The following is a 22,447-nucleotide window of genomic DNA, read 5'->3' as shown; positions in this document are numbered from 1 at the left end:
CTGGTAAACTACAAAAAGGGAGTGATCAGATTTGAAGAAAAGTATGGTAACGTTATTGATGCTGGTAGTGGCATTTACAGTTGTCATGAGCGGGTGTTCCAATGGCAGCTCATCTACTGCACAACCAGGGAGCTCGGAAGAGGGCGGCAAGGTGAATATCAGCGTGTTCGCGGTTCAGGATTCTAGCATTGATATTCCGACCAATAAATTCACTGCATTTGTGGAAGACAAATTCAATATCAAATTCAATTGGGAGATCAATCCATCAGATGGGGCCAAGGAAAAGCGCCAAATCTCTCTTGCAAGCGGCGACTATCCCGATGCCTATCTGCTGACCCACTATATAGACCAATTCTCTCAGGCAGATCTGCTGAAGTATGGCAAGCAGGGTGTGCTCGTTCCTTTGAACGATCTCATTGATCAATACGCTCCCAACATCAAAGCGGCCATGGAGAAGAACCCTAATTTGAAAACGCTTAATACAGCGCCTGATGGTAATATCTATGGACTTGTTGCGTATACGGAATGTTTCCACTGTTCCTATCCGAGCAAGATGTGGATTAATACAGAGTGGCTGAAAAAGCTGAATCTGGAAATGCCAAAGACTACCGAAGAATTCAAAAACGTGCTGCAAGCATTTAAAACGCAGGACCCGAACGGAAACGGCAAAGCAGATGAGGTACCGCTGAGTGGTTCCATAGAGGAGTTCGGCGTACGAATTATTCCGTTCCTGATGAATGCATTTGTCTATGACGATGACCGGAACTACCTGCAAATGGAAAATGGGAAAGTTCAATCTGCGGCAATTACACCTGAATGGAAAGAAGGATTGACTTACATCAAGTCCCTCTTTGATGCAGGTCTGATTGACCCTGGCGCATTCACACAAAACGCAGAAGCGTTCAAGAAAATCGGTGAAAATGCTGATGCTGAAATTTTGGGTGCTGGTGCAGCCATGCATCCCGCAATCTTCGTAAACATTGACGAAGGCAATACTCGTTCGGCGCACTATAACCCGCTGCCACCGATTTCTGGACCACAGGGTGTGTCCTATGCGACGCATGATGCGGGCGGTGTATCTCCAGGAGCGAAGTTTGTAATCACAAACAAGGCAAGTGAAGAAGCACAGATTGCCCTGATCAAAATGGTTGACTACATGTTCACACCAGAAGGCCAAACGAACGGTGCGAGCGGAATGAAAGGGATTGACTGGACTGACCCGGTGGAAGGTGATGTGGCACTGGGTAAAGACGTTAAACCTGTGGTGAAACAAATTCCTATGGCTGAAGGTGAGGCACCACGTAATGCGGGCTGGAGCGGCATGGCTCACTTCTATATGCCAAAAGAATATCGTGATACCTTCGTACAGGGCACAGATATTTATGCATCCAATGGTTATGAGCGCAGATTATATGATGCATCGCTGTTGTACGAAGGGCATGAACCTAAAGAGCTGTTCCCAATCTGGTCCGTCTGGATTGATCCAAACGAAATTGATGAAGCCAGCTTGCTGCAAACCAACATCAGAAACTACATTGAGCAAAATGAATTGCAATTCATCACAGGCAACAAGGACTTGAATAAGGACTGGGATGCTTATGTGAAAGGTTTACAGAACCTGAAGCTTGATCGTTATCTGGAAATTTTGCAAAAAGCATATGACACAAGCAAGTAATTAACAGGGATATCGGAATCAGGTGCCTATGATGTACCGGCACCTGATTTTCCTTGTATATAGGCAGAAGAGAAGTATGATGATGGAGTATATGTGATGATAGAAGATAAGCAATGGATGTGTTACATACCAAGAAGGGTGGGATCAACATTCCTGTGACTGAACAAGAACATATCACGAATTCCACGACGATAAGACTGACTGATTATGGCGCTGTGCCTGACTCTGAGTTGGACACCCAGCCAGCCATGGTTCGTGCCATTCAGGCGGCGGCCGAAATTCCTGGTCCGGTCGTGCTGGACTGTGCGAGAGGCAGGTATCATTTCTACCCGGAGGAGGCGATTCGGGCTCCCTATTATATCTCCAATACGACGAGTGAAGAAGAAAACCCAGACGTAACCAAGACCATTGCCATTCTGTTTAAAGGAATGACAGATGTAACACTGGAGGGCAACGGCTCCCTGTTTATTTTCCACGGCAAACAGACCCTGTTTTTGCTGGACAATTGCATAAATGTAGAGATTCGCAACCTGCGTACAGACTATCACCAGCCTACGGTGACCGAGATGACGATTATCTCAAGCGGAAAGCATTATTTCGATGCCCGGGTTCACCCCGATTCCCGTTATCAGATTCGGGACAACAAGCTAACCTGGCTCGGTGAAGGCTGGAGTTTTGCGGAAGGTCCCATGCAAACCTATGATCCATTACGGAATACAACCTGGCGAATCGACAATTGGCTGGAATTGGCCCAATCTGTGGAAGAGCTTGAGCCTATGACCATCCGTTTGCATTTTGATTTTCAACCTGCTGTGGTCCCGGGTCATGTACTACAAAATCGCGACGGCATTCGTGATCAAGTTGGAGTTTTTATGACCGAATGTTCAGATATAACGTGGAGAGACGTGAGTATGCATTTCCTGCACGGACTAGGTGTCGTCGGCCAGTTCAGCACAAATCTGACCTTCTCACGAATGAACCTGGCTCCCCGCACTGAAACGGAACGCACGGTTGCCGGTTTTGCGGATTTCTTGCACATTTCCAGCTGCAGAGGCAAGGTTGCCGTAAGGGACAGCTATTTTTCCGGCTCGCATGATGATCCTGTCAATGTCCACGGTACCTATTTACGAATTGTAGATCAGCCGGCGGTGGATCGTGTGAAGGTTCGATTCATGCATCCCCAGACGTATGGGCTTCCGGCATTTTATCCTGGTGATGAGATCGAATTTGTCAGTTCCGGTTCGTTGACGACCTACGCCTCCAACAATGTGGTTGCGGTAGAACGTTTAAGTACTCGTGAGCTCTTGCTGACTCTTGCTCATCCGGTACCGGACGGTATTGGCAGCCATGATGTCATTGAGAATGTAACCTGGACACCAGAAGTGGAAATTACAAATAATCATTTTGCCCGAGTGCCAACACGAGGAATACTCGTAACGACTCGTCGGAAAGTGCTGATTACCGAGAATACGTTTGAACGCATGTCCATGAATGCTATTTTAATTGCGGTGGATGCTGAGTCCTGGTACGAGTCCGGAAGGGTAGAGGATGTGATGATCTTCGATAACCACTTTATTGAATGTGGCGGCAGTGAGCATCCCGTGATATTCATATCCCCAGAGAATGTGGTGGTTGATGAGAGCACTCCTGTACACCGACAGGTCGTCATCCTGAATAATCGTTTCGAAACTTGTGGTGATGTCCCGATTTTAAGTGCCAAGTCCACTCGTGGGTTGGTTTTCAAGTCGAATAAAATATGTTCCCCCAGCGAGACAGGAAAGTTATCCTGCGTTGAAGAAGCAGTCTATGTGACCGCCTGCAGCGAGGTTGACATTGTAGATAATACGTTCACTAATGTTCCAGAAGGAACTGACTAGTAATTAAATAATCATAAGGGAGAGTGCACATGAAACTTCAATATGACAAACCTGCACATGTATGGACCGAAGGGCTTCCCATAGGTAATGGCCGTCTTGGCGGCATGATCTTTGGTGGGGTGGAGCAGGAGAAAATCAGCTTAAATGAGGACACACTGTGGTCCGGTTATCCGAAGGATGGCAGTAATCCTGGCGCAAAGGACGCTCTACCAAAGGTTCGAAAGCTGTTACAGGAGGAACGTTATACGGAAGCAGACACGCTGACCAAAGAGATGCTGGGTCCGTACACCCAGTCCTATCTTCCTTTCGGGGATTTACTCCTGCGTTTTGAGCACGGGGACATCCACCATTCCTACAAGCGGACGCTGGATATAGAAAATGCAGTGCACAGCCTTGAATATCAGATTGGCCATGTGATCTATACCCGTGAAATGTTTGCTTCGCATCCTGATCAGGTACTTGTACTGCGGCTGGCTGCAAGTGTGGAAGGTGCGCTGAATGTACATGCGTCACTGGATAGCCCGCTTCGGCATGCGACTAGTGTTAGGGAAGGCCGCTTTGTTCTGGAAGGAGCAGCCCCGGAGCATGTCGATCCCAGCTACTTTGCAAGCGACGATCCGATCCGATACGGGGACCCCGGAAATAACAAGGGCATGGTGTTTGAAGGCCAGTTAGCGGTGAGGACAGTGGACGGACAGGTAACGGTGGATGGCAGTGGAATTCATGTATTGGGTGCGACAACGGCAACCTTTTATTTCAGTGCGGCTACAAGTTTTAATGGTATGGATGCCATTCCAGGAGTTGAGGGAAAAGATGCTTCCTTCACTGCAAGTTCATTTCTGAATGAGGCGGTAGCCAAGCCATATGACAGCCTGCTTGACTCACATATTGCGGATTATCGTTTGCTATTTGATCGGGTGAAGCTTCAGCTTGGGAATTCACCTGCTCCAGAGCAGATGTCCACGGAACAGCGGATTACCACCTATGGGGCGGAGGATCCGGGGCTTGTGGAACTTCTCTTCCATTATGGGCGCTACTTGCTGATCGCAAGCTCCCGTCCGGGAACGCAGGCTGCAAATCTTCAAGGCATATGGAATGCAGTAACTCGTCCTCCCTGGAGCAGTAATTACACGTTGAATATTAATACTGAAATGAACTATTGGCCGGCTGAAATATGCAATTTGGCTGAATGCCATGAGCCCTTGCTGGACTTGATCAGCCATTTGGCGAAGAAGGGCGTTGAGACCGCACAGGTCAACTATGGTACCCGCGGCTGGACCACGCATCATAACACGGATATCTGGGGGCAGACGGCACCGGTGGGCAATTATGGTGACGGTGATCCAAGCTGGGCTTTCTGGCCGATGGGAGGTATTTGGCTGACCCAGCATTTATGGGAGCATTATGCCTTCAGCGGAGACGAGACATATTTGCGTGATTCCGCTTATCCAGTAATGAAGGAAGCTGCGCTGTTCGCACTGGACTGGCTCATTGACGATGGTAGCGGTCACCTTGTGACTTCGCCTTCGACTTCGCCGGAGCATAAATTCCGGACAGCGGAAGGCGTAGCAGCGGTCAGTCCGGGTTCAACCATGGATATCTCATTAATCTGGGAGTTGCTCACAAACTGTATTGAAGCCTCGGAAATACTTGGAACGGATCTGCATTTCAGAAATGAGCTGGTGAGCATCCGCGAACGCCTTCTGCCGCTGCAAGTCGGGAAATATGGCCAATTGCAGGAGTGGTCGAAGGACTATGAGGATGAGGACATTTACCACCGGCATACCTCGCATCTGGTAGGCGTGTATCCGGGTCGACAGCTTTCGGACGAAGAGACACCAGAGTTGTTTGTCGCCGCCAGAACCTCCCTTGAGCGACGGGGAGACGAAAGCACGGGCTGGAGCCTGGGATGGCGTGTTGCCCTTTGGAGTCGTTTCAGGGAGGGAAATCGCTCCCTGCATCTGCTCTCCAATATGCTGCGCCTCGTCAGAGATGGAGCGTCGGAGCACTACAACCATGGCGGTGTATATCCGAATCTTCTGGGCGCACATCCTCCGTTTCAGATCGACGGCAACTTCGCGGCCTCTGCCGGGATAGCTGAGATGCTGCTGCAATCTCACCGTCCTTATATGGAACTGCTGCCTGCATTGCCGGATGCTTGGCAGCAGGGCAGCGTTTCCGGTCTGCGTGCCCGAGGTGGATTTGAGGTCAGCATCCGGTGGGACAACGGACAACTTGAAGAAGCGTATATAACTTCACACCTGGGCCGGGACTGTGTGCTTAGAGGTGAAGGCCCAATTATGGTAATGCTTGAAGGCAGCGTGGTTGAAACGGAGGACACCGATTCAAATATCATAATTTTCCCTACATCTGCAGGACGTACTTACAAGATTAAGTTGAGTTAAATCGCGTTATGGATCGGAAGATCGTTGCATGGAAAATGCTCTATTCGGTCTTTATAATGAGGGCAGACTTGGGCAGGAGAGACATAACCAGCTCCGCTCAGGGCATAGCATGCAACAATAAGGAGGCATATGATGCTAACTAGCGATACAGCCGTACAAGTGCAGCAACAGAATGTTAATCTTGTAAGCGTTACAAATGGGCACGTGAGCCTGGAGATCAATCTTGAAAATGGTGAAGTGTCCTGCATCGGCAGGCATTCTTCCCATGTGAAGGGCGTTCGTAGTGCTTTTCGCTGGCAGGGCCGGGAATACAGCACGGATCATTATCAGAACCATGAGTTGACGGCACAGGAAGATATTGTTCGAGAAGGATTTGGAAAAGGCATCCGCTTGGTTGTTCTGCATACAGCCTCGTTGCTGCCGCAACTGGAGCAGCATTTCTATATGTATGAATCCTCACCGTTTGTACTGGTGCAGACCGCTGTAGTCGGCGATGAAGAAATTAAGGCAAATCGCATGGCTGTCATCCAATCCAAAACCATATCACTCGGCGGAGAATCGGGCCAGGAAGAACCAAGCATTCTGCGTGTTCCGTTTGATAACGATAAATGGGTCAGATATACGGTGGTTAAGCCGCCGCTTGATGTGGAGAGTTACGAGGCGACAGCCTTGTTCGCGCCCGACAGCCGCCGGGGAATTGTGATGGGTTCCCTTACGCATAAGGTATGGAAAACAGGGATTCGTATACAAAGCGAAAAAAGCGTACTTATCGAGGGACTTGATCTGTACGGCGGTGCCGTGAGTGAACTGACTCGCGATTCCCAGCCTCATGGTTATGTGAAGGGAAAAAGAGTGGAATCTCCATTGGTATTCGTCGGGTTCTATGAAGACTACCGTGAAGGCCTTGAAGCTTACGGTCAGGCGAATACCTGGATTGAGGCTCAATTACCTTGGGAGGGCGGTGTTCCGATCGGATGGAACAGCTGGTCTGCAGCCATGAGTGATCTGGACTATGATCTGTATACAGCGACCAGCGATTTTCTGAAAAATGAAGTACAGCCGCTTGGATTCGAGAATGAGGATACGTTATACATCAACTTTGATGCTTTCTGGGATAATTTTACGCCGGAAGAGATGAAGAGTGCGCTGGAACGAGTGCGGCAAAATGGACATAGAGCCGGAACATACTGGACCCCATTTGCCTTTTGGGGAGGGCCTGATCAGTTCGGTCAGGCGGTTGAAGGAACGAGCGGCAAATATACCTATGCAGATATTCTGCTGCGTGACAGTGAAGGCGAAATTCTGCCAGATGTAGACGGTGGCCTGGCGATAGACCCGACACATCCTGGCAACCTGCAAAGAATCGACTGGTTCACGGATAAATTCATCTCGGAAGGTTTCGAATATATCAAACTGGATTTCTTGGCACATGGCTCGTTGGAAGGACAGCACCACAATTCGAATATTACAACAGGGATAGCGGCTTATCACTATGGCATGTCTTATTTGCAGCATAAGCTCTCGCCAGAAGTAATCGGACGGCCATTTTTCATAAACTTGTCCATCGCTCCATTATTCCCATATGCATTTGCCCACAGCCGTCGTATTTCCTGTGATGTCTTCGGTACACTTGCGGATACGGAATATATGCTGAACTCGCTGACACACGGTTGGTGGATGAGCAATACGCTCTATCGCTACAATGATCCTGATCATTCGGTGTTATACAAGAGCTTCAACCAGGAAGCTACCGGCTGGCATGAAGGACGTAGCCGCCTGACTGCTTCAGTCATTGCTGGTACGGTGCTTCTACTCGGGGATGACTTCCGTAAAGAGGAAGCTGCCGAACGAGCAAAAGAGTGGCTAGGTAACAAGGAGATTTTGAACGTTGCTCGTATGGGCAAAACCTACCGTCCAGTAGAAGGTGATTTTGGGAAGCTGTCTTCTGATGTGTTTGTCCTTGAATCGCCGGAAGAGAAAAGTTTCTATCTCGCTGTTTTCAACTTTGATGCTGAACAAGCTGCGGTGAAATCCATCTCGCTGGAGCGGGCCGGGCTAAACGCCAATGCCGTATACAGCTTGCAGGACCTGTGGGAAGGCTCACAAGGGGAAACGTCTGGAGAGCTTACGGTCTCACTGGAACCGGCGGAATCCAAAATCTTCAGATTGACCGTGAAGGGAAACTGACCTGGGCGAAATGAAAGTCCAGAGCTTTGATCGGTTTTAGGATATAAAAACAAAGTCAAACGCGCGCTTTTGTATCTCACAGATCGCGCGTTTGTCTATTTTGGGAATGAGTCTATTTCTAAAGATAAACAATATTGGACTGGAGGATATGATATGAACGATTTTACTTTGTGGTATTCAACCCCTGCAGCGGATTGGTCTCAAGGCCTGCCTTTGGGCAATGGAAGAATAGGGGCAGTTGTCATGGCGTCTTCGCATCAAGAAGTATGGAGTATGAGCGAGGTCACCTACTGGTCGGGTCGAATTGATCCGGAGCACCCTTCCGAAGGAGGCAAGGCTGCACTGCAAGAGATGCGAGATCATTTCTTCTCCGGCGATTATGATGAAGGAGATCGTCTTGCCAAGCAGCATCTACAGCCAAAGAAACGTAATTTCGGCACCCATCTTGGATTATGTGATGTTGTAATTGATTTTGGGAAAAAGAATTCGAGTTCTGATGAAGTTGGAAGCTTCCAACGTGAGTTGGATCTGACTCATGCGCTGGCCGGAGCGTTCTGGAAGGATGACGAAATCACGATTCTTCGTGAAGTTTTTGCTTCTCACGCCGATGATATAGTGGCCTCCAGAGTTTGGAGCGATGCTCCTGGTGGCGTATCCTTTACACTTGGTTTGCAGGCAGGCACGGAATCTTTCAAGGTTATAGCCATAGATGACAACACGCTTGAATTCCAAGGGCAGGCAACGGAAAATGTACATAGTGATGGGACTTGCGGTGTATGGGCCAAGGGTTTGGTCAAGTTGGTTATATCCGGGGGGACCATCGCAAGTAGTGATGATCGATTGACTGTGACCAGAGCGGATGAGGCCTGGATTTATTTTAGTGTGAGCACAGATTATCGCCGTACAGATCAGGGTTGGGAAACAGAGAACGAGTCTACGCTGATGAAGGCTTTAAACAAGGGCTATGCCTTGCTGAGGGAGGATCATATCCGTGATTACGGTGAGCAATATGACAAGGTAGATATTCAGTTGGGGCTCAAGGGGAAATCCGGTCTGGCTACAGACCAACGCATTCGTTTGTTGGAACAGGGTGAGGGGAATGAAGATCCGCAGCTGTTTGCATTATTTTTTCAATATGGACGGTATCTGACCATTGCGGGCTCTCGTGAGAACTCACCGCTGCCACTCCATCTCCAGGGAATCTGGAATGACGGTGAAGCGTGCCGAATGGGCTGGAGCTGTGATTATCACCTTGATATGAATACCCAGATGAATTATTACCCCACAGAGATTACGAATCTTGGTGAGAGCCATCTTCCGTTATTTCGGTATGTTGAGGGTTTGGCACAGGCGGGCAGGGAAACGGCTCGTAATGTATACGGATGCGATGGGTGGGTCGCTCATGTCTTCTCCAATGTATGGGGCTTTACGTTGCCTGGATGGGAGACCTCATGGGGGCTGAACGTTACAGGCGGATTATGGCTGGCTACACACCTGATTGAGCATTATGAGTATAGTCAGGATCGTGTTTTTCTTGAGAATGTGGCCTATCCTGTACTTAAAGAATCGGCGGCCTTCTATCTGGACTACATGTGTGAGCATCCTCAGAACGGTTGGCTGGTGACGGGTCCTTCCAATTCGCCGGAGAATCATTTCTATCCTGGTAATTCGAGTGAGGCGGCACAGCAGCTGTCCATGGGAACGACAATGGACCAGATGCTGGTGCGCAGGCTCTTCGAATTTTGTCTTAATTCAGTTGAACTTTTGAACAAAGACGAGGAACTCGGACGCAAGCTGGAAGAAGCAATCAGCAAACTTCCACCTCTACAGATTGGCAAGAAAGGCCAGTTACAGGAGTGGCTGGAGGATTATGAGGAGGTGCAGCCGGAGCATCGGCATTTGTCTCATATGTATGCGCTGTATCCGGACAATCTGATTACACCTGATCATACACCGGAACTTAGTGCGGCAGCACGAGTAACGCTGGAGAACCGTATGGTCCAGGAAGAGCTGGAGGATGTTGAATTTACAGCTGCTTTGTTTGGACTGGGTTTTGCGAGATTGCACGATGGAGAAACGGCATATAAACACCTCTCACATTTGATCGGCGGTCTGTGCTTCGATAATCTGTTCACCTATTCCAAATCCGGAATTGCTGGAGCAGAGAGTAATATTTTCGTCGTTGATGGAAATTTCGGCGGTACAGCTGTCTTAGCGGAGATGCTGCTGCAAAGTTATGCGGGCGAAATTCACCTTCTCCCAGCGCTGCCACAGGCATGGAGCACGGGCTCGATAACCGGGTTGAGAGCAAAAGGAAATGCCGAGGTTGACATCGCCTGGGAGAATGGAAAGCTGACCTCAACTAACATTCACACGTTCTCGCCAGGAACGTTCACCATTTGTTGGGGCAAGCATAGAGCGATCCTTCATGCCGAAGCAGGCGAAAGTTACTATTTCAATAGCGAGCTGGAGTTGGTAAAATAACGATCTATACTTGAAAATAACTTTCATTTATATGGACCATGGTCCCACGGGGGGAAAAACATATAATAGAGACAGAAAGAGACAAAGGGAGGGGACGTTGATGTATAGTATTTTTTTGGTAGACGATGAAGAGCTGGGACTTGAGATGATGAGGGATTATATCCGTTGGGAAGAGATGGGGATCTACATCATGGGAACGGCGAGTAACGGCAGGGAGGCCTTGGAGAAGATCGAGGCCACCCAGCCTGATATCGTTCTTACTGATGTTCAGATGCCGATAATGAACGGTATTGATCTGGCGAGAAAGATACATGAGAGCTACGATTCGATCCAAGTGATGTTTCTGACCGGGCACGATGAATTTCAATATGTAAAATCGGCTATCAACGTAGGGGCCGTAGGATATATGTTAAAACCTTTGGATTTAAACGAAATTGAAAGCGTTATCAGTAAAGTTAAACAGCGTTGTGAAGAAGTTGCAATGAAGAACCGTTCCATGGAGGCGGCCAAAGCCAATATCCTGAAGGAGTTATCTTACGAAAAAAATGAGGATCGTGCTCTTGATCTCGCTTTTAGTTTCAGCCGTCTAACCCGACAACCGGAGACCACCCGATATGCAATGGCTTTGTTCAGTATCGATCCCAAGGAGGCTGAAGAGGAACAGCAAAGTCTGGAGGAATGTACAGCTCGGCTGGTGTCTTTTCTCGATCATTTCTTCAAAGCGAAGAACCTTAAAGCGATCTTTGTGGATTACAAGGAAGGAGAGACAGGTGTATTTATGGAAGCGGCCCAGCAGCCGGGACATTATGCGTGGGAAGACTTGGCTGAGGCTATTCGTAGTGCCCTGGATTTTACGGTAACGGCAGCTGTGGGCGGACAAGAGACCGAGTTAGCCCATATTCACTGTCTGTACGAACAGACGCGAACCATCTTGAACGAACGTTTCTATGAAGGTACAGGCACAATTATTCATGCGGAGACGCTTTCGAACCAATTTTATACGGAGCATATGCCCCCTTTTGAACAAAAGGAATGGTTTGAGGCTATTAACCGACTGGATTTTGAATGGGCCGCACAGAAGCTGCACGGGTATATTGAGGGATTGGCAACACTGCGAGTTAAGAAAAAAATCATCTGCGACTGGTCAATAGATCTCGTTAATGAGCTGTTGGAGCAGCTTCATAAACCTGTTCCGAAACGGGCTGAGCTGTATCATTCCATCTATAATGCACTGACTCTGCATGAGATCGAGGATCTGATTCTCGGTACTGCGGAAGATGCCGTGAGTATGCTGGGTGAGCGGTTTATGGACAAAAATGCAAAGTTGATTCACAGGGTCCGTACCCTCATCGATCAGAATTATAATCAGCCGATTACCATCAACAGCCTGTCTGATCAGGTCTATTTGTCACCGAACTATTTGAGATCCATTTTTAAGGACAAAACAGGGATGACAATTCACGATTATCTGACACGCATCAGACTGGATAAAGCCAGGGAACTGCTGGCTGATGGTTCTCTCAAGATTCACGATATCGCGCAGAACGTGGGCTATGAAAGTACATCCTATTTTATTTCTCTGTTCTTGAAGACACAGGGCGTAACACCCAACGAATACAGGAAAAGTATTTAACGATACAGGCTGTTTGGTAATGATGATGTTGATCCTCCTGTTTTCCTTAAACATGATTTGGATAGGTTCCCTCTTACTAACCCATGATATGGCAAATGAAAGAGGCTTTCCTGTATGAATAGTAACATTGTGGTATGGAACATCCCCCTCCTCCTTTTTACAATTAGGCATATAGGAAAGGAAGGAGGAGAGATGGGATTTAACAGCTCTTTATGAAAGCGATTACAGATAATGGCTGTGAACCACTGCAGGATAGGCATATGGAGACCTAACTCAATCATAAGAAAATGGAGGCATGTTATGTTGGGACGGATGATGAAAAAAGGATTTGTGTTCTTTATCATTTTTTGCTTGGTAGTTGGCGGGGGCCAGTTCGTCCGAACAGCTCACGCTGATGATATGAATACCTATGAAGCCGAGGCCGAGGGGAATATTTTGCTTGGCAACGCGAAAATCTCTGATAGCCCGACGGCTTCAGGAGGCAAAAAGGTCGGAGGCATGTACCAAGGCAGTTCCTTGCAATTTAACAATGTTACTGTAAGTGAGACAGGAAATTATAAGATTTCCGTTTACTACATTTCAGGTGATTCGCGGCCGTTCAATATTAGTGCGAATGGAGGGGACAAGCAATTTGAAGAACCACCCAAGACAGTCGACTGGGATACGGTGGGAACATATGATGTGACTCTTCCGTTGAACGCTGGTACCAACACAATCCTGATTGATGACAACAACTGGTATTCTCCCGACATCGACAAGATTGTGATCCGCGGTTTGGACAGTGGCCACCCAGGCGAAGGGGGCGGAGATGACTGGAAGAAAAATCTGCATGGTGCAATCATTGAGGCAGAAGCAGCCGACAATATTTTGAAAGGCAATGCCAAGGTGGTGGACAGCAGTATCAGTTCAGGCGGAAAAAAAGTAACGGATCTGAACAAAAACAGTTCACTGCAATTTACGAATGTTACTGTACCGGCAGATGGTACATATTTGATTCGAATATCTTATATCTCCGGTGACCAGCGTCCTGTTTATATGCAGGTGAACAATGGCACGGATGAGATGATTGATCTGCCCAAAACGGCAAGCTGGAATACGGTAGGCACGTATGATGCGGAAGCCTCCCTCCATAAGGGAGTTAATACCATTACGTTCTCGGATCATGATTGGTACTCCCCCGATTTTGACCGAATTGAAGTAATCCCGTATACGCTTAGCTATGAAGCCGAAGATTCGGGCAATACGCTGACTGGTGAAGCGCGAGTAACAGAGAGTCCGAATGCTTCCGGCGGCAAAAGGGTCGGCTATCTGAATGGCGGAAGCTCCTTGACATTCAATAAAATTATAGCCCCCATGACAGGTGATTACCGCGTTAAGGTAGATTATTTTTCAGGTGATCCACGGAGTTTCTATGTCCATGCGAATGGTGGGGAAGAACAGTTCCATGACCTGCCTAAAACCCCGGATTGGGATACGGTAGGTACGTATGATCTTACACTCCCATTAACTGAAGGTGAGAATACAATCACCTTTTCAGACAACAATGGCTATTCTCCCGATTTGGACCGGATTATCGTAGAGCCTGCGATAGAGACAGAACCCGAAAATCCAGGTGAAGGAGATGACGATCTGGGAACACCGGGTGACTCGCAACAATACGGGGATATCACGGTGACTGATTACACGCATGGCCTTCTGGTATCGAACGGAAAATACGAAGTGTCTTATAATACCCAAACTGGATTCGTCGGCTATAGCTGGGCAGAAGGGCAGAAGATGCGGGGCATTTTCAGCAGCATTAAACTTGGTGAGAGCCTTGTGGAAACCAAAGGTTATGAGAGTCATGCGAGCGGTGGAGCACCGCTGGAGATTCAGGATGGATTTGGCAAAGGCATTGAGTTGAATTTCGTTCATACGTCAACTGGCAAACCAACCCTGAAGCAGGTCTATCGGTTTTATGAAGATAAGTCGTATTTCCTCAACCGTCTGGATGCCATCAGTGATACAGAGATCCAGAGTAATTACATGTCACCAATTACTGTGAAAAATACGGGTGGTGTGGATATCGGCGTCAGCTCGGATAACCGTATGCTTACAGTACCTTTTGACAATGACGCCTGGATTCGCTATAAATCTCAAACGATGAACCGCGCGGATACCAGTTACGAAATGACAACGGTATTCAATAATTCAACACGTAACGGTCTCGTGATTGGTTCAGTAACCCATGACACCTGGAAGACCGGTATTGACTGGAAAGGCTCAGCTAATCGTCTGAATGAATTTGTTGTGTATGGTGGTGCAGCGAGTGACGTTACTCGCGATACTCAGCCACATGGCAGCCTGACTGGTACTGAACTGTCCTCACCACTGATTATGGTAGGTGGTTTCAGTGATTACCGCACAGGACTTGAAGAATACGGAAAAGCCAATGCGATTATTACACCTCCGCTGGCGTTGAATCCGGAGCTGCCACAAGGCGTTCCAGTAGGTTGGAATAGCTGGGGAGCTTATGATAGCGGGCTTTCGTATCAGAACGTAGTGGATGTATCCAATTATTTCAAGAACAATCTTAAGAAGTTCAACAATAATGGTAATGTATTCATTAACATGGATTCCTACTGGGATAATCTAAGTGATGCTGAGCTTGCTCAAGCCGTATCTGTAATTAAGGACAATGGTCAGCATGCAGGCATCTATTGGGGGCCATTTGTGTATTGGGGCAACGATATGAGCCAAAAAGTAGATGGTACCAACGGGCAATATACGTATGGTGATATTGTGCTTAAGGATGCTGAGGGGGAACCTCTGCCTACACTGGATGGAGCATATGCACTGGATGTGACACATCCGGGAAGTCAAATGCGTATGAATTATTTTTTGGATAAGTTTAAATCACTTGGATTCACATTCATCAAACTGGATTTCCTAACCCACGGCTCACTGGAAGGCCAGCATTATGATACAACCGTGACGACAGGGATACAGGCTTACAATGAAGGGATGCGTTATGTTGAAGAGCGATTGGATGGGAAAATGTTTATTAGTGCGTCCATTGCACCGATCTTTCCAAGTCAATATGCGCATAGCAGACGGATCTCTTGTGACACTTATGGCAAAATCAATGAAACGGAGTATATGCTCAATTCATTGACATATGGTTTCTGGCAAAATGGAACGATCTATTCATATACAGATCCAGATCATTTGGCATTAAGCAGTGCTTCAAGCTTGGAGGAAGCCCGCAGCCGGGTAAATTCCGGTGTAATTGCCGGTACGGTGATGATGGATTCCGATGATGTGAACGATCCCAAGGCACAGGAATACATGACAGCATTGTACAATAACACGGATGTTCTTCAGGTGGCGCTGAAAGGCAAAGTATTCAAGCCGCTTGAAGGAAATACGAATGCAAATGCGGCAGATACGTTTGTCCTGAAAGATGGCAATGATTATTACCTTGCCGTATTTAATTACAGCGGCAATAGTTCAGCAAACAAAACGATTAATTTGGGTCGTGCCGGATTGAATGAATCCAAATCCTACATGTTACAAGATTTGTGGACAGGAGAATCTTCGTCAGCCACGGGTTCATGGTCCATCTCGCTTGGACCGGCTGAATCGAAGTTGGTTAAATTGACTGAAAAACCACTCAATCCTGAAAACCCAGGAAACCCAGGTAATCCAAGCAATCCTGGCAACAATGGCAATAACAATAACACTACTAGTGGGAACTCCGGCAACAGCACAGCTCAGGAGAACAGTACAGTAACACTGGTCATCACAGCCGATATGCTGAAAGTGGACAGTGGGACAGGGAAAGCCGTTGTGGACATCAAGGCTGGTACTCAGGAGCTACAATTGTCATCTGCTGTTTTACGCCAGCTCGGCAACCATCCACTGGAAGTGAAATCAGGCAAGCTAACCCTGCAAGTACCTGCGAGTTTGTTCCAGCAGCTGTTGAGCAAGCTACCAGCTGGGCAACGGGAAGATAGTATGATTTCCTTGAAAATGGTTCCGCTTGGCAGCAAGGCCAAGGAGGTCGTTGCTGCAGTGGAATCATCTTCCCGGGCAACGGTTTCCCTTAAGGGAGAAATCTATGAATTCAGCCTTTCGGCAACAACCAAATCAGGTACAACCGAAACACTTTCTGCGTTCGATCATCCGGTTACGCTGAGTCTGGCAGCGGCTGAAGGCTTCGACCCTTCACTGGGAGGAATATATTATATTAACGAAAATGGGAAATTGGAATTTTTTAAATCGGATTACGTTAATGGCGTATTAACGACTAAAGTGAGCCACTTCAGCAAGTATGCCGTTCTGGAACTGAATCGGACGTTTGCCGATGTTCCGGCCAGTCATTGGGCCAACTCTGTAATCAAGGAGTTGGCAGCAAAGGGCTATGTCGAAGGTATAAACGAAGATCAATTTGAGCCAGGCCGGGCAGTCACTCGCGCTGAATTCACTTCTATGCTTGTTCATTCCCTGAGACTGACCGTAGCGGGGAAAGTACAATTTACAGATGTAGCGACAGATGCGTGGTACGCGGAACCCATCTCGATTGCGACCCAAGCCGGTATTATAAATGGCCGAAGCGCAACCAGTTTCCAGCCGGACGCACGGATTACCCGAGAGGAAATCACGGTGATGCTGATGAAAGCATACGAACTGAATGATGGGAAAGTGCCTGTGGGTGCTACAGACATCTTGTTTACAGATATGGCTCAGGTTTCTTCATGGGCAGCTGTTTCGGTGAAGGATGCAGCCCGACTAGGACTGGTTCAAGGCCAAAGACAGGGGCAGTTTGTGCCTAAAGGGATAGCTTCCCGTGCAGAGGCGGCTCAGGTCATCTATAACCTGATTTTGAAGTAAGTTATAAGGCTGCGAATTGCATCGCAGCCTTATTTTCATAACTTAGAATGACAGATGATTTCCCCTATGGATTGTAAGAATGCGATATGGCTAATTTAACTCCTGCTTCCTACAATAATATGTATGTTCACAACACACAGCACGAGGGTAACAGGAACTCGAAAGGATGATAAACTTGACGATTCAATATAATGAACAACTACGTATATTTGCAATACAGACACAAAATTCGTCCTACATTTTCGGAATTAATGAGAGGGAACACCTCCAGCATCTGTATTGGGGTAACCCCGTGGACATCGAGGATAGCGCTCCGTTGCTCCATCTACAATCCCATAGCTCTTTTGACGCGGAAGTGGAAGGAGAGGTGGAGGAGTACAGCTTCTGGGGAGGCGCATCTTATACAGAGCCATCTCTGAAGCTGCGTATGTCTGATGGTGTCCGCGATCTTCAGGTAAAGTATGACCGTCACGAGATCCTTGAACAGGATGGCAGACAGACGTTGATTATCACGTTGAAGGATCAGGTGTATGCACTTGAGACGCAGCTGGTATATCGGGTCATCCCGGAATTCGACCTGGTGGAGCGGCACGCCAATATCGTAAATAAGGGACAGGAGGATATCGTGCTGGAAAGCATGCAATCCGCAGCCTGGACATTGCCATATCTCCAGGATTACCGCCTTACGCATGTTACGGGGAAATGGTCAGGTGAATTCCAACTGCGTAATACCATTTTGACAGAGGGAAAAAAGGTACTTGAATCGCGGAGAGGTTTCACGGACGGTCATGCTAACCCATGGTTTGCGATTGATGATGGTCTTTCGACAGAAAGCGGCGGTGGGGTATGGTTTGGTGCTCTGGCCTGGAGCGGCAACTGGAAGATTGTCGCTGAGAAGACACCATTCACGCATGTGCGGGTAACAGGTGGTATCAATGATTTTGACAATGAATGGTTGCTGGGTGCGGGCGAAACGTTTGAGACACCTGTCTTTGTCGGCGGATTCAGCCCTGAAGGCTTTGGAGGAATGAGCCACCGCTTGCATCAATATCAATACAATTACATACTGCCTCGCAGTGAAATCGGGAAAGTGCTGTATAACTCTTGGGAAGCTACCTACTTCGATGTTAATGCACAGGACCAAATGGCGCTTGCCGAGCGGGCAGCCAAGATGGGCGTGGAGCTGTTCGTCGTGGATGACGGCTGGTTTGGACAGCGGCATTCCGACCGAGCGGGGTTGGGCGACTGGAACGTGAATAAGGAGAAGTTCCCGAACGGACTTGTGGAGCTGATTGACCGGGTTCATGGACTTGGGATGGAATTCGGCATATGGGTAGAGCCGGAGTCGGTCAATCCGGATAGTGATCTCTATAGAGAACATCCAGACTGGGTATATCATTTTGAGACCCGGGGACGTACGGAGCTTCGCAATCAGCTGCTGCTGAATATTTCCAAGCCGGAGGTTAAGCAATACATTATTAATTTCATGACCGAACTGCTTGGCAACCATGAGATTAAGTTCATTAAATGGGACATGAACCGGACCATCACGGAGCCAGGCATGAAGGGGCACCCCATTAACCGTCAGAAAGAAGTATGGGTAAGGCATGTCCAGAGTCTCTATGATATATGGGCACAGCTGAGAGCCAAGTTCCCGGATGTGGAGTTTGAGACTTGCGCAGGAGGTGGATCGCGGATTGATCTGGGCATCTTCCGTTATGCCGACCAGTCCTGGCCGAGTGACAATACGGATGCGTTCGACCGTCTGAGCATTCAGGAAGGCTTCTCGTATACGTACGCACCACGTATGATGACTTGTTGGGTAACCGAGTCACCTACAGGAATGAACGGTCGAAACGTCTCTCTGAAGTATCGTTTCCACAGTGCAATGATGGGCACGCTTGGTATTGGTTCCAATCTGAACGAGTGGAGTGATGAATGGATTGAGCAGTCCGGGGAATTCATAGGACAGTACAAAGCCATTCGCCACCTCGTGCAATTCGGCAGACAATTCCGCCTGACTGCGCTTCGCGATAAGGGGGTTACGGCTGTCCAGTACAGTAATACTGCCGCAAGTGAACATGTGCTGTTCGCCTTTCTTCACTCGCAGAAGCTGGGTGAACCGTTGCCAAGACTCCGTTTGGCGGGTCTTCAGGCTGACAAGACCTATCTCATTGAAGAGCTGGGATTATCGGTCAGTGGCCGTGCGCTGATGAACATCGGGGTGGAATTGCCTCTACGCGGCGATTTCGACAGTCTAGTGTATCGTATCCGTGAGCAGGTATAAAAGGATGCTGTAGAAAATGCTTTAAAAGGAGTGCTTTGCAAGCCAATAATGGCTGCATTGCACTCCTTTTTTATGTGATCTCTTTTTGTGGCAGACGAATTTGGACCGTGGTTCCCATGCCTAGTTTGCTATACACTTTAACACCGTAATATTCACCGAACTTCAGCTTAATTCTCCGATCCACATTTGAAATGCCATAGCCTCGTCCTTCTTTCTCTTCAAACAGAGACTGAAGCGTCTTACGCCGCATGCCCATTCCATCGTCTATAACAGATAAGATGATACTATTGTTCTCGATGACGCCCTTGATATGGATATTTAGGGGCCGATCCTGGTTCCAAAGTGCATGAATCACTGCATTCTCCACAAAAGGCTGTAACGCAAGCTTTACGGTCGAGTAGGGCAGAATCGATTGATCTATCGTGTAGATGATATTCAGCTTACCCTTAAATCGAATAAGTTGTATGGCGTTGTAGCTCTGCGTCAGTTTCAATTCCTCATTGATCGTCAGGATGCTCTTTCCTTTATTCAGGGATATCCGATAAAACTTGGCCAGATGAAGGACCATATCCTGAATCTGGGGATCCTGATGCTTTACGGCCAAAGAGGAGATCGAGCCGAGTGTATTATACAGAAAGTGAGGATTGATCTGAGCTTGAAGCAGATCAAGTTCGGCTTCCTTGCTCTGTAGCTCCTTCTGGTAGACTTCCGTAACCAGACTTTTCAACCGGGTTGTCATCTGCTCAAAAGCAAAGTGAAGCTGTCCTATCTCATCATTGCCCATTTGTTCCTCATGGGTAGGATTGAAATCCCCCCGTTCAATGCGCCGAATCATCCGTATTAACGTCCTGATGCGTTTGCTGAACAGCGATGCGGTAATATAAATGAGCAACAGCGCCACGCCGATGAAGCCTAGTGAAATTTTGATAATAAGCTGAGAGAGAGATTTGGCATCTTTGATAATACTGTCGTAAGGGAAGATGGATACCGTCTTCCAGCCGTTTTTGAGCGTATTATAAACCGCCAGAGCCTTCACGCCTTGATACGTTGTATCAAATCTGCCTGAAGACGTCTCGTCAAAATTCTGATGAAGCAATTCGGGCAAGCTTGTGTTGATTAACTGCTTGTCCGCTGAAGAAAGAATAATACCTTTGTCATTGATAATAAAGATATCTTTGCCACCTGCTTCTTTTTCCATGAGAGAGTAGATGACAGACTCGGAAATTTGAAAGACCAGCATCCCATAGGGGTACTGATTACTATTGTTGTTCAGCAACCGGGCAAGTGTAAACATGGCGGGACCATTCTCAGTCTGCGGCGATGAGAGATGAATAATGTTCCCATAGGATTGTTGCAATTTGTGGAACAACTCCGTGTTCTGAACTTCGGGTGTAATCGGCCGGATATAATAATTGTCTTTGGGCAGTGATGGATTGTCCGAATAAATGAATGCGCTATCAAAATCAGGGTAGGCAGCCATCACGGTGTCGATTCGATTGCCAATGTAGTTATAGACGTCCAAATAGGATGGATCATCCTGATACTCGTTCGTAAGGTAATTGGCAAGACGATTATCCAAATAAATGGAGGCGGAGATATGTTCGTAGCTATCCAGTTTATTCTCCAGATTTTTAGTGATCTGAGCTGTTGAGTTCGTCATGTTGATGTAGATCTGCTCGGTAAGTTTCGTTTTGGTAAGTTCATAGGAAAAATAAACCAGTAGCATCATCGGAATGATGGTAACTAGTACAAATACCATAAATAGTTTGGAACGAAAGCTCAGGTTAACAAAAGGCATGTATATGTATTTTCGATAAAATTGGCGCATTAGATAGCCCTCTCTTGACTGATTATTCGTTGCACAGTTCATCATAGCAGAGTGAATATGTAAATCCAATCCTCTCTTTTTACAAAAACATCTTTAAAAAGCGGTATCTTTCGGAGAATTCGACTATGGCAAGCAATCTGCGTCAAATTTATGATAAATAGGAGAGAAGTTGATCAAGATATGGCTGGCCATGCTGCTGTATAGAAAAAGGGAGGGTATTTAATGCATAAGGTAAGCGCTATCAAAACAGTCAGGAGCAATAATCTGATAAGCAGACTAAAAGAGCAAAAATGGTTATTCGTGCTTATGCTTCCTGCCTTCATTGCGACATTGCTATTTTCCTATGGTCCGATGTTTGGACTATATATGGCGTTTACGAATTATCAGCCGGGTGGGGGATCGTTTTTCTACCAGTTCTTCCATGCCGAGTTTGTAGGTTTCCAGTGGTTTGAGTATTTCTTTACTACAGGGGATTTCTATCGGGTTATGCGTAATACGCTTGCGACAAGCTTGCTGACGTTGTTCTTCGGATTTCCTGCTCCAATCATTCTCGCGCTTGTGTTGAATGAAGCGAGACAGGGATTTTTCAAACGGTTTGTACAGACGGTTTCTTATCTGCCGCATTTTATCTCATGGGTTATTGCAGCGAACATTGTAATTACGCTTCTGGCTTCGGATGGAATGCTTAACAATATTCTGGTTCTGCTCGGCATCGTTAAAGAACCAGTCGCATTTTTGCAGAACGGGCCACTATTCTGGTGGATTATCGCACTGTCGAACATGTGGAAAGAGATGGGTTTCAGCGCCATAATGTATCTCGCCGCAATCGCTTCCATTAATCCGGAGCTCTACGAAGCGGCCAGGGTGGACGGAGCCAGCCGATTTAAGCAAATGTGGCATATTACGCTGCCATCCATGCGCCCTACAATTGTCATATTGGCTATTCTTGCGGTCGGAGGCATCTTGAATGCAGGATTCGAACAGCAATACCTGCTGCAAAATAATACCGTACTTGAATACTCGGAAGTAATTGATATTTATGCCTACAAATACGGACTACAGAACAGCATGTTCTCATATGGGGCTGCTGTGGGGATGTTCAAATCCGTTGTTGCCTTTATTCTTGTTCTCATCGTGAACCGGATTTCCAGAAAAGTGAACGACCAGGCGTTGTTCTAACTATAAAAGACAGAGGGGAG

10 protein-coding genes are annotated in these 22,447 nt (G+C 47.4%); 9 read left to right on the top strand and 1 reads right to left on the bottom strand.

The genetic code is table 11. The features are described 5' to 3' along the window. Positions 1-31 precede the first annotated feature (31 nt). The 8 genes from DC345_RS08790 to DC345_RS08755 all read left to right on the top strand — a co-directional run bounded on the left by DC345_RS08790 (position 32) and on the right by DC345_RS08755 (position 19,420). Positions 32-1,675 carry an extracellular solute-binding protein gene (locus tag DC345_RS08790; RefSeq protein WP_113052755.1) on the top strand — a complete coding sequence of 548 codons (1,644 nt, stop codon included), beginning with the start codon at positions 32-34 and terminating at the stop codon, positions 1,673-1,675. Positions 1,676-1,788: 113 nt separating this feature from the next. Next, positions 1,789-3,552, top strand: coding sequence for a right-handed parallel beta-helix repeat-containing protein (locus DC345_RS08785; protein WP_113052754.1), 1,764 nt, complete (start codon positions 1,789-1,791; stop codon positions 3,550-3,552). 29 nt (positions 3,553-3,581) lie between these two features. Next, a complete protein-coding gene (locus tag DC345_RS08780) occupies positions 3,582-5,957 on the top strand; it encodes a glycoside hydrolase family 95 protein (RefSeq protein ID WP_113052753.1) in 2,376 nt (791 codons plus the stop codon). 132 nt (positions 5,958-6,089) lie between these two features. Then, on the top strand, positions 6,090-8,144 hold the full coding sequence (locus DC345_RS08775) for an alpha-galactosidase (RefSeq protein ID WP_309304318.1): 2,055 nt from the start codon (positions 6,090-6,092) through the stop codon (positions 8,142-8,144). Between the two features lie 153 nt (positions 8,145-8,297). Further along, positions 8,298-10,628, top strand: coding sequence for a glycoside hydrolase family 95 protein (locus DC345_RS08770; RefSeq protein ID WP_113052751.1), 2,331 nt, complete (start codon positions 8,298-8,300; stop codon positions 10,626-10,628). Between the two features lie 100 nt (positions 10,629-10,728). Next, on the top strand, positions 10,729-12,261 hold the full coding sequence (locus DC345_RS08765; RefSeq protein WP_113052750.1) for a response regulator: 1,533 nt from the start codon (positions 10,729-10,731) through the stop codon (positions 12,259-12,261). Positions 12,262-12,573: 312 nt separating this feature from the next. Beyond that, entirely contained in the window at positions 12,574-17,133 is a 4,560-nt protein-coding gene (locus DC345_RS08760) for an S-layer homology domain-containing protein (RefSeq protein ID WP_181586525.1), read from the top strand. A gap of 166 nt (positions 17,134-17,299) precedes the next feature. Beyond that, a complete protein-coding gene (locus DC345_RS08755) occupies positions 17,300-19,420 on the top strand; it encodes an alpha-galactosidase (RefSeq protein WP_113052748.1) in 2,121 nt (706 codons plus the stop codon). A gap of 70 nt (positions 19,421-19,490) precedes the next feature. On the opposite strand, the gene DC345_RS08750 is transcribed toward DC345_RS08755, so the two are convergent. Then, the gene (locus tag DC345_RS08750; RefSeq protein ID WP_181586524.1) at positions 19,491-21,248 is read right to left on the bottom strand and encodes a cache domain-containing sensor histidine kinase; all 1,758 of its coding nucleotides are present in this window, start codon (positions 21,246-21,248) and stop codon (positions 19,491-19,493) included. A 222-nt stretch (positions 21,249-21,470) separates the two neighbouring features. On the opposite strand from DC345_RS08750, the gene DC345_RS08745 reads away from it, so the two are divergent. Beyond that, on the top strand, positions 21,471-22,427 hold the full coding sequence (locus DC345_RS08745) for an ABC transporter permease (protein ID WP_076289390.1): 957 nt from the start codon (positions 21,471-21,473) through the stop codon (positions 22,425-22,427). The last annotated feature ends 20 nt before the right edge of the window (positions 22,428-22,447 follow it).

The organism is Paenibacillus taichungensis (assembly GCF_003287275.1).
Classification (GTDB): domain Bacteria; phylum Bacillota; class Bacilli; order Paenibacillales; family Paenibacillaceae; genus Paenibacillus; species Paenibacillus taichungensis_A.
The sequence above is the reverse complement of the archived record's forward strand: the minus strand, read 5'-3'. Positions and strand labels throughout refer to the sequence as shown.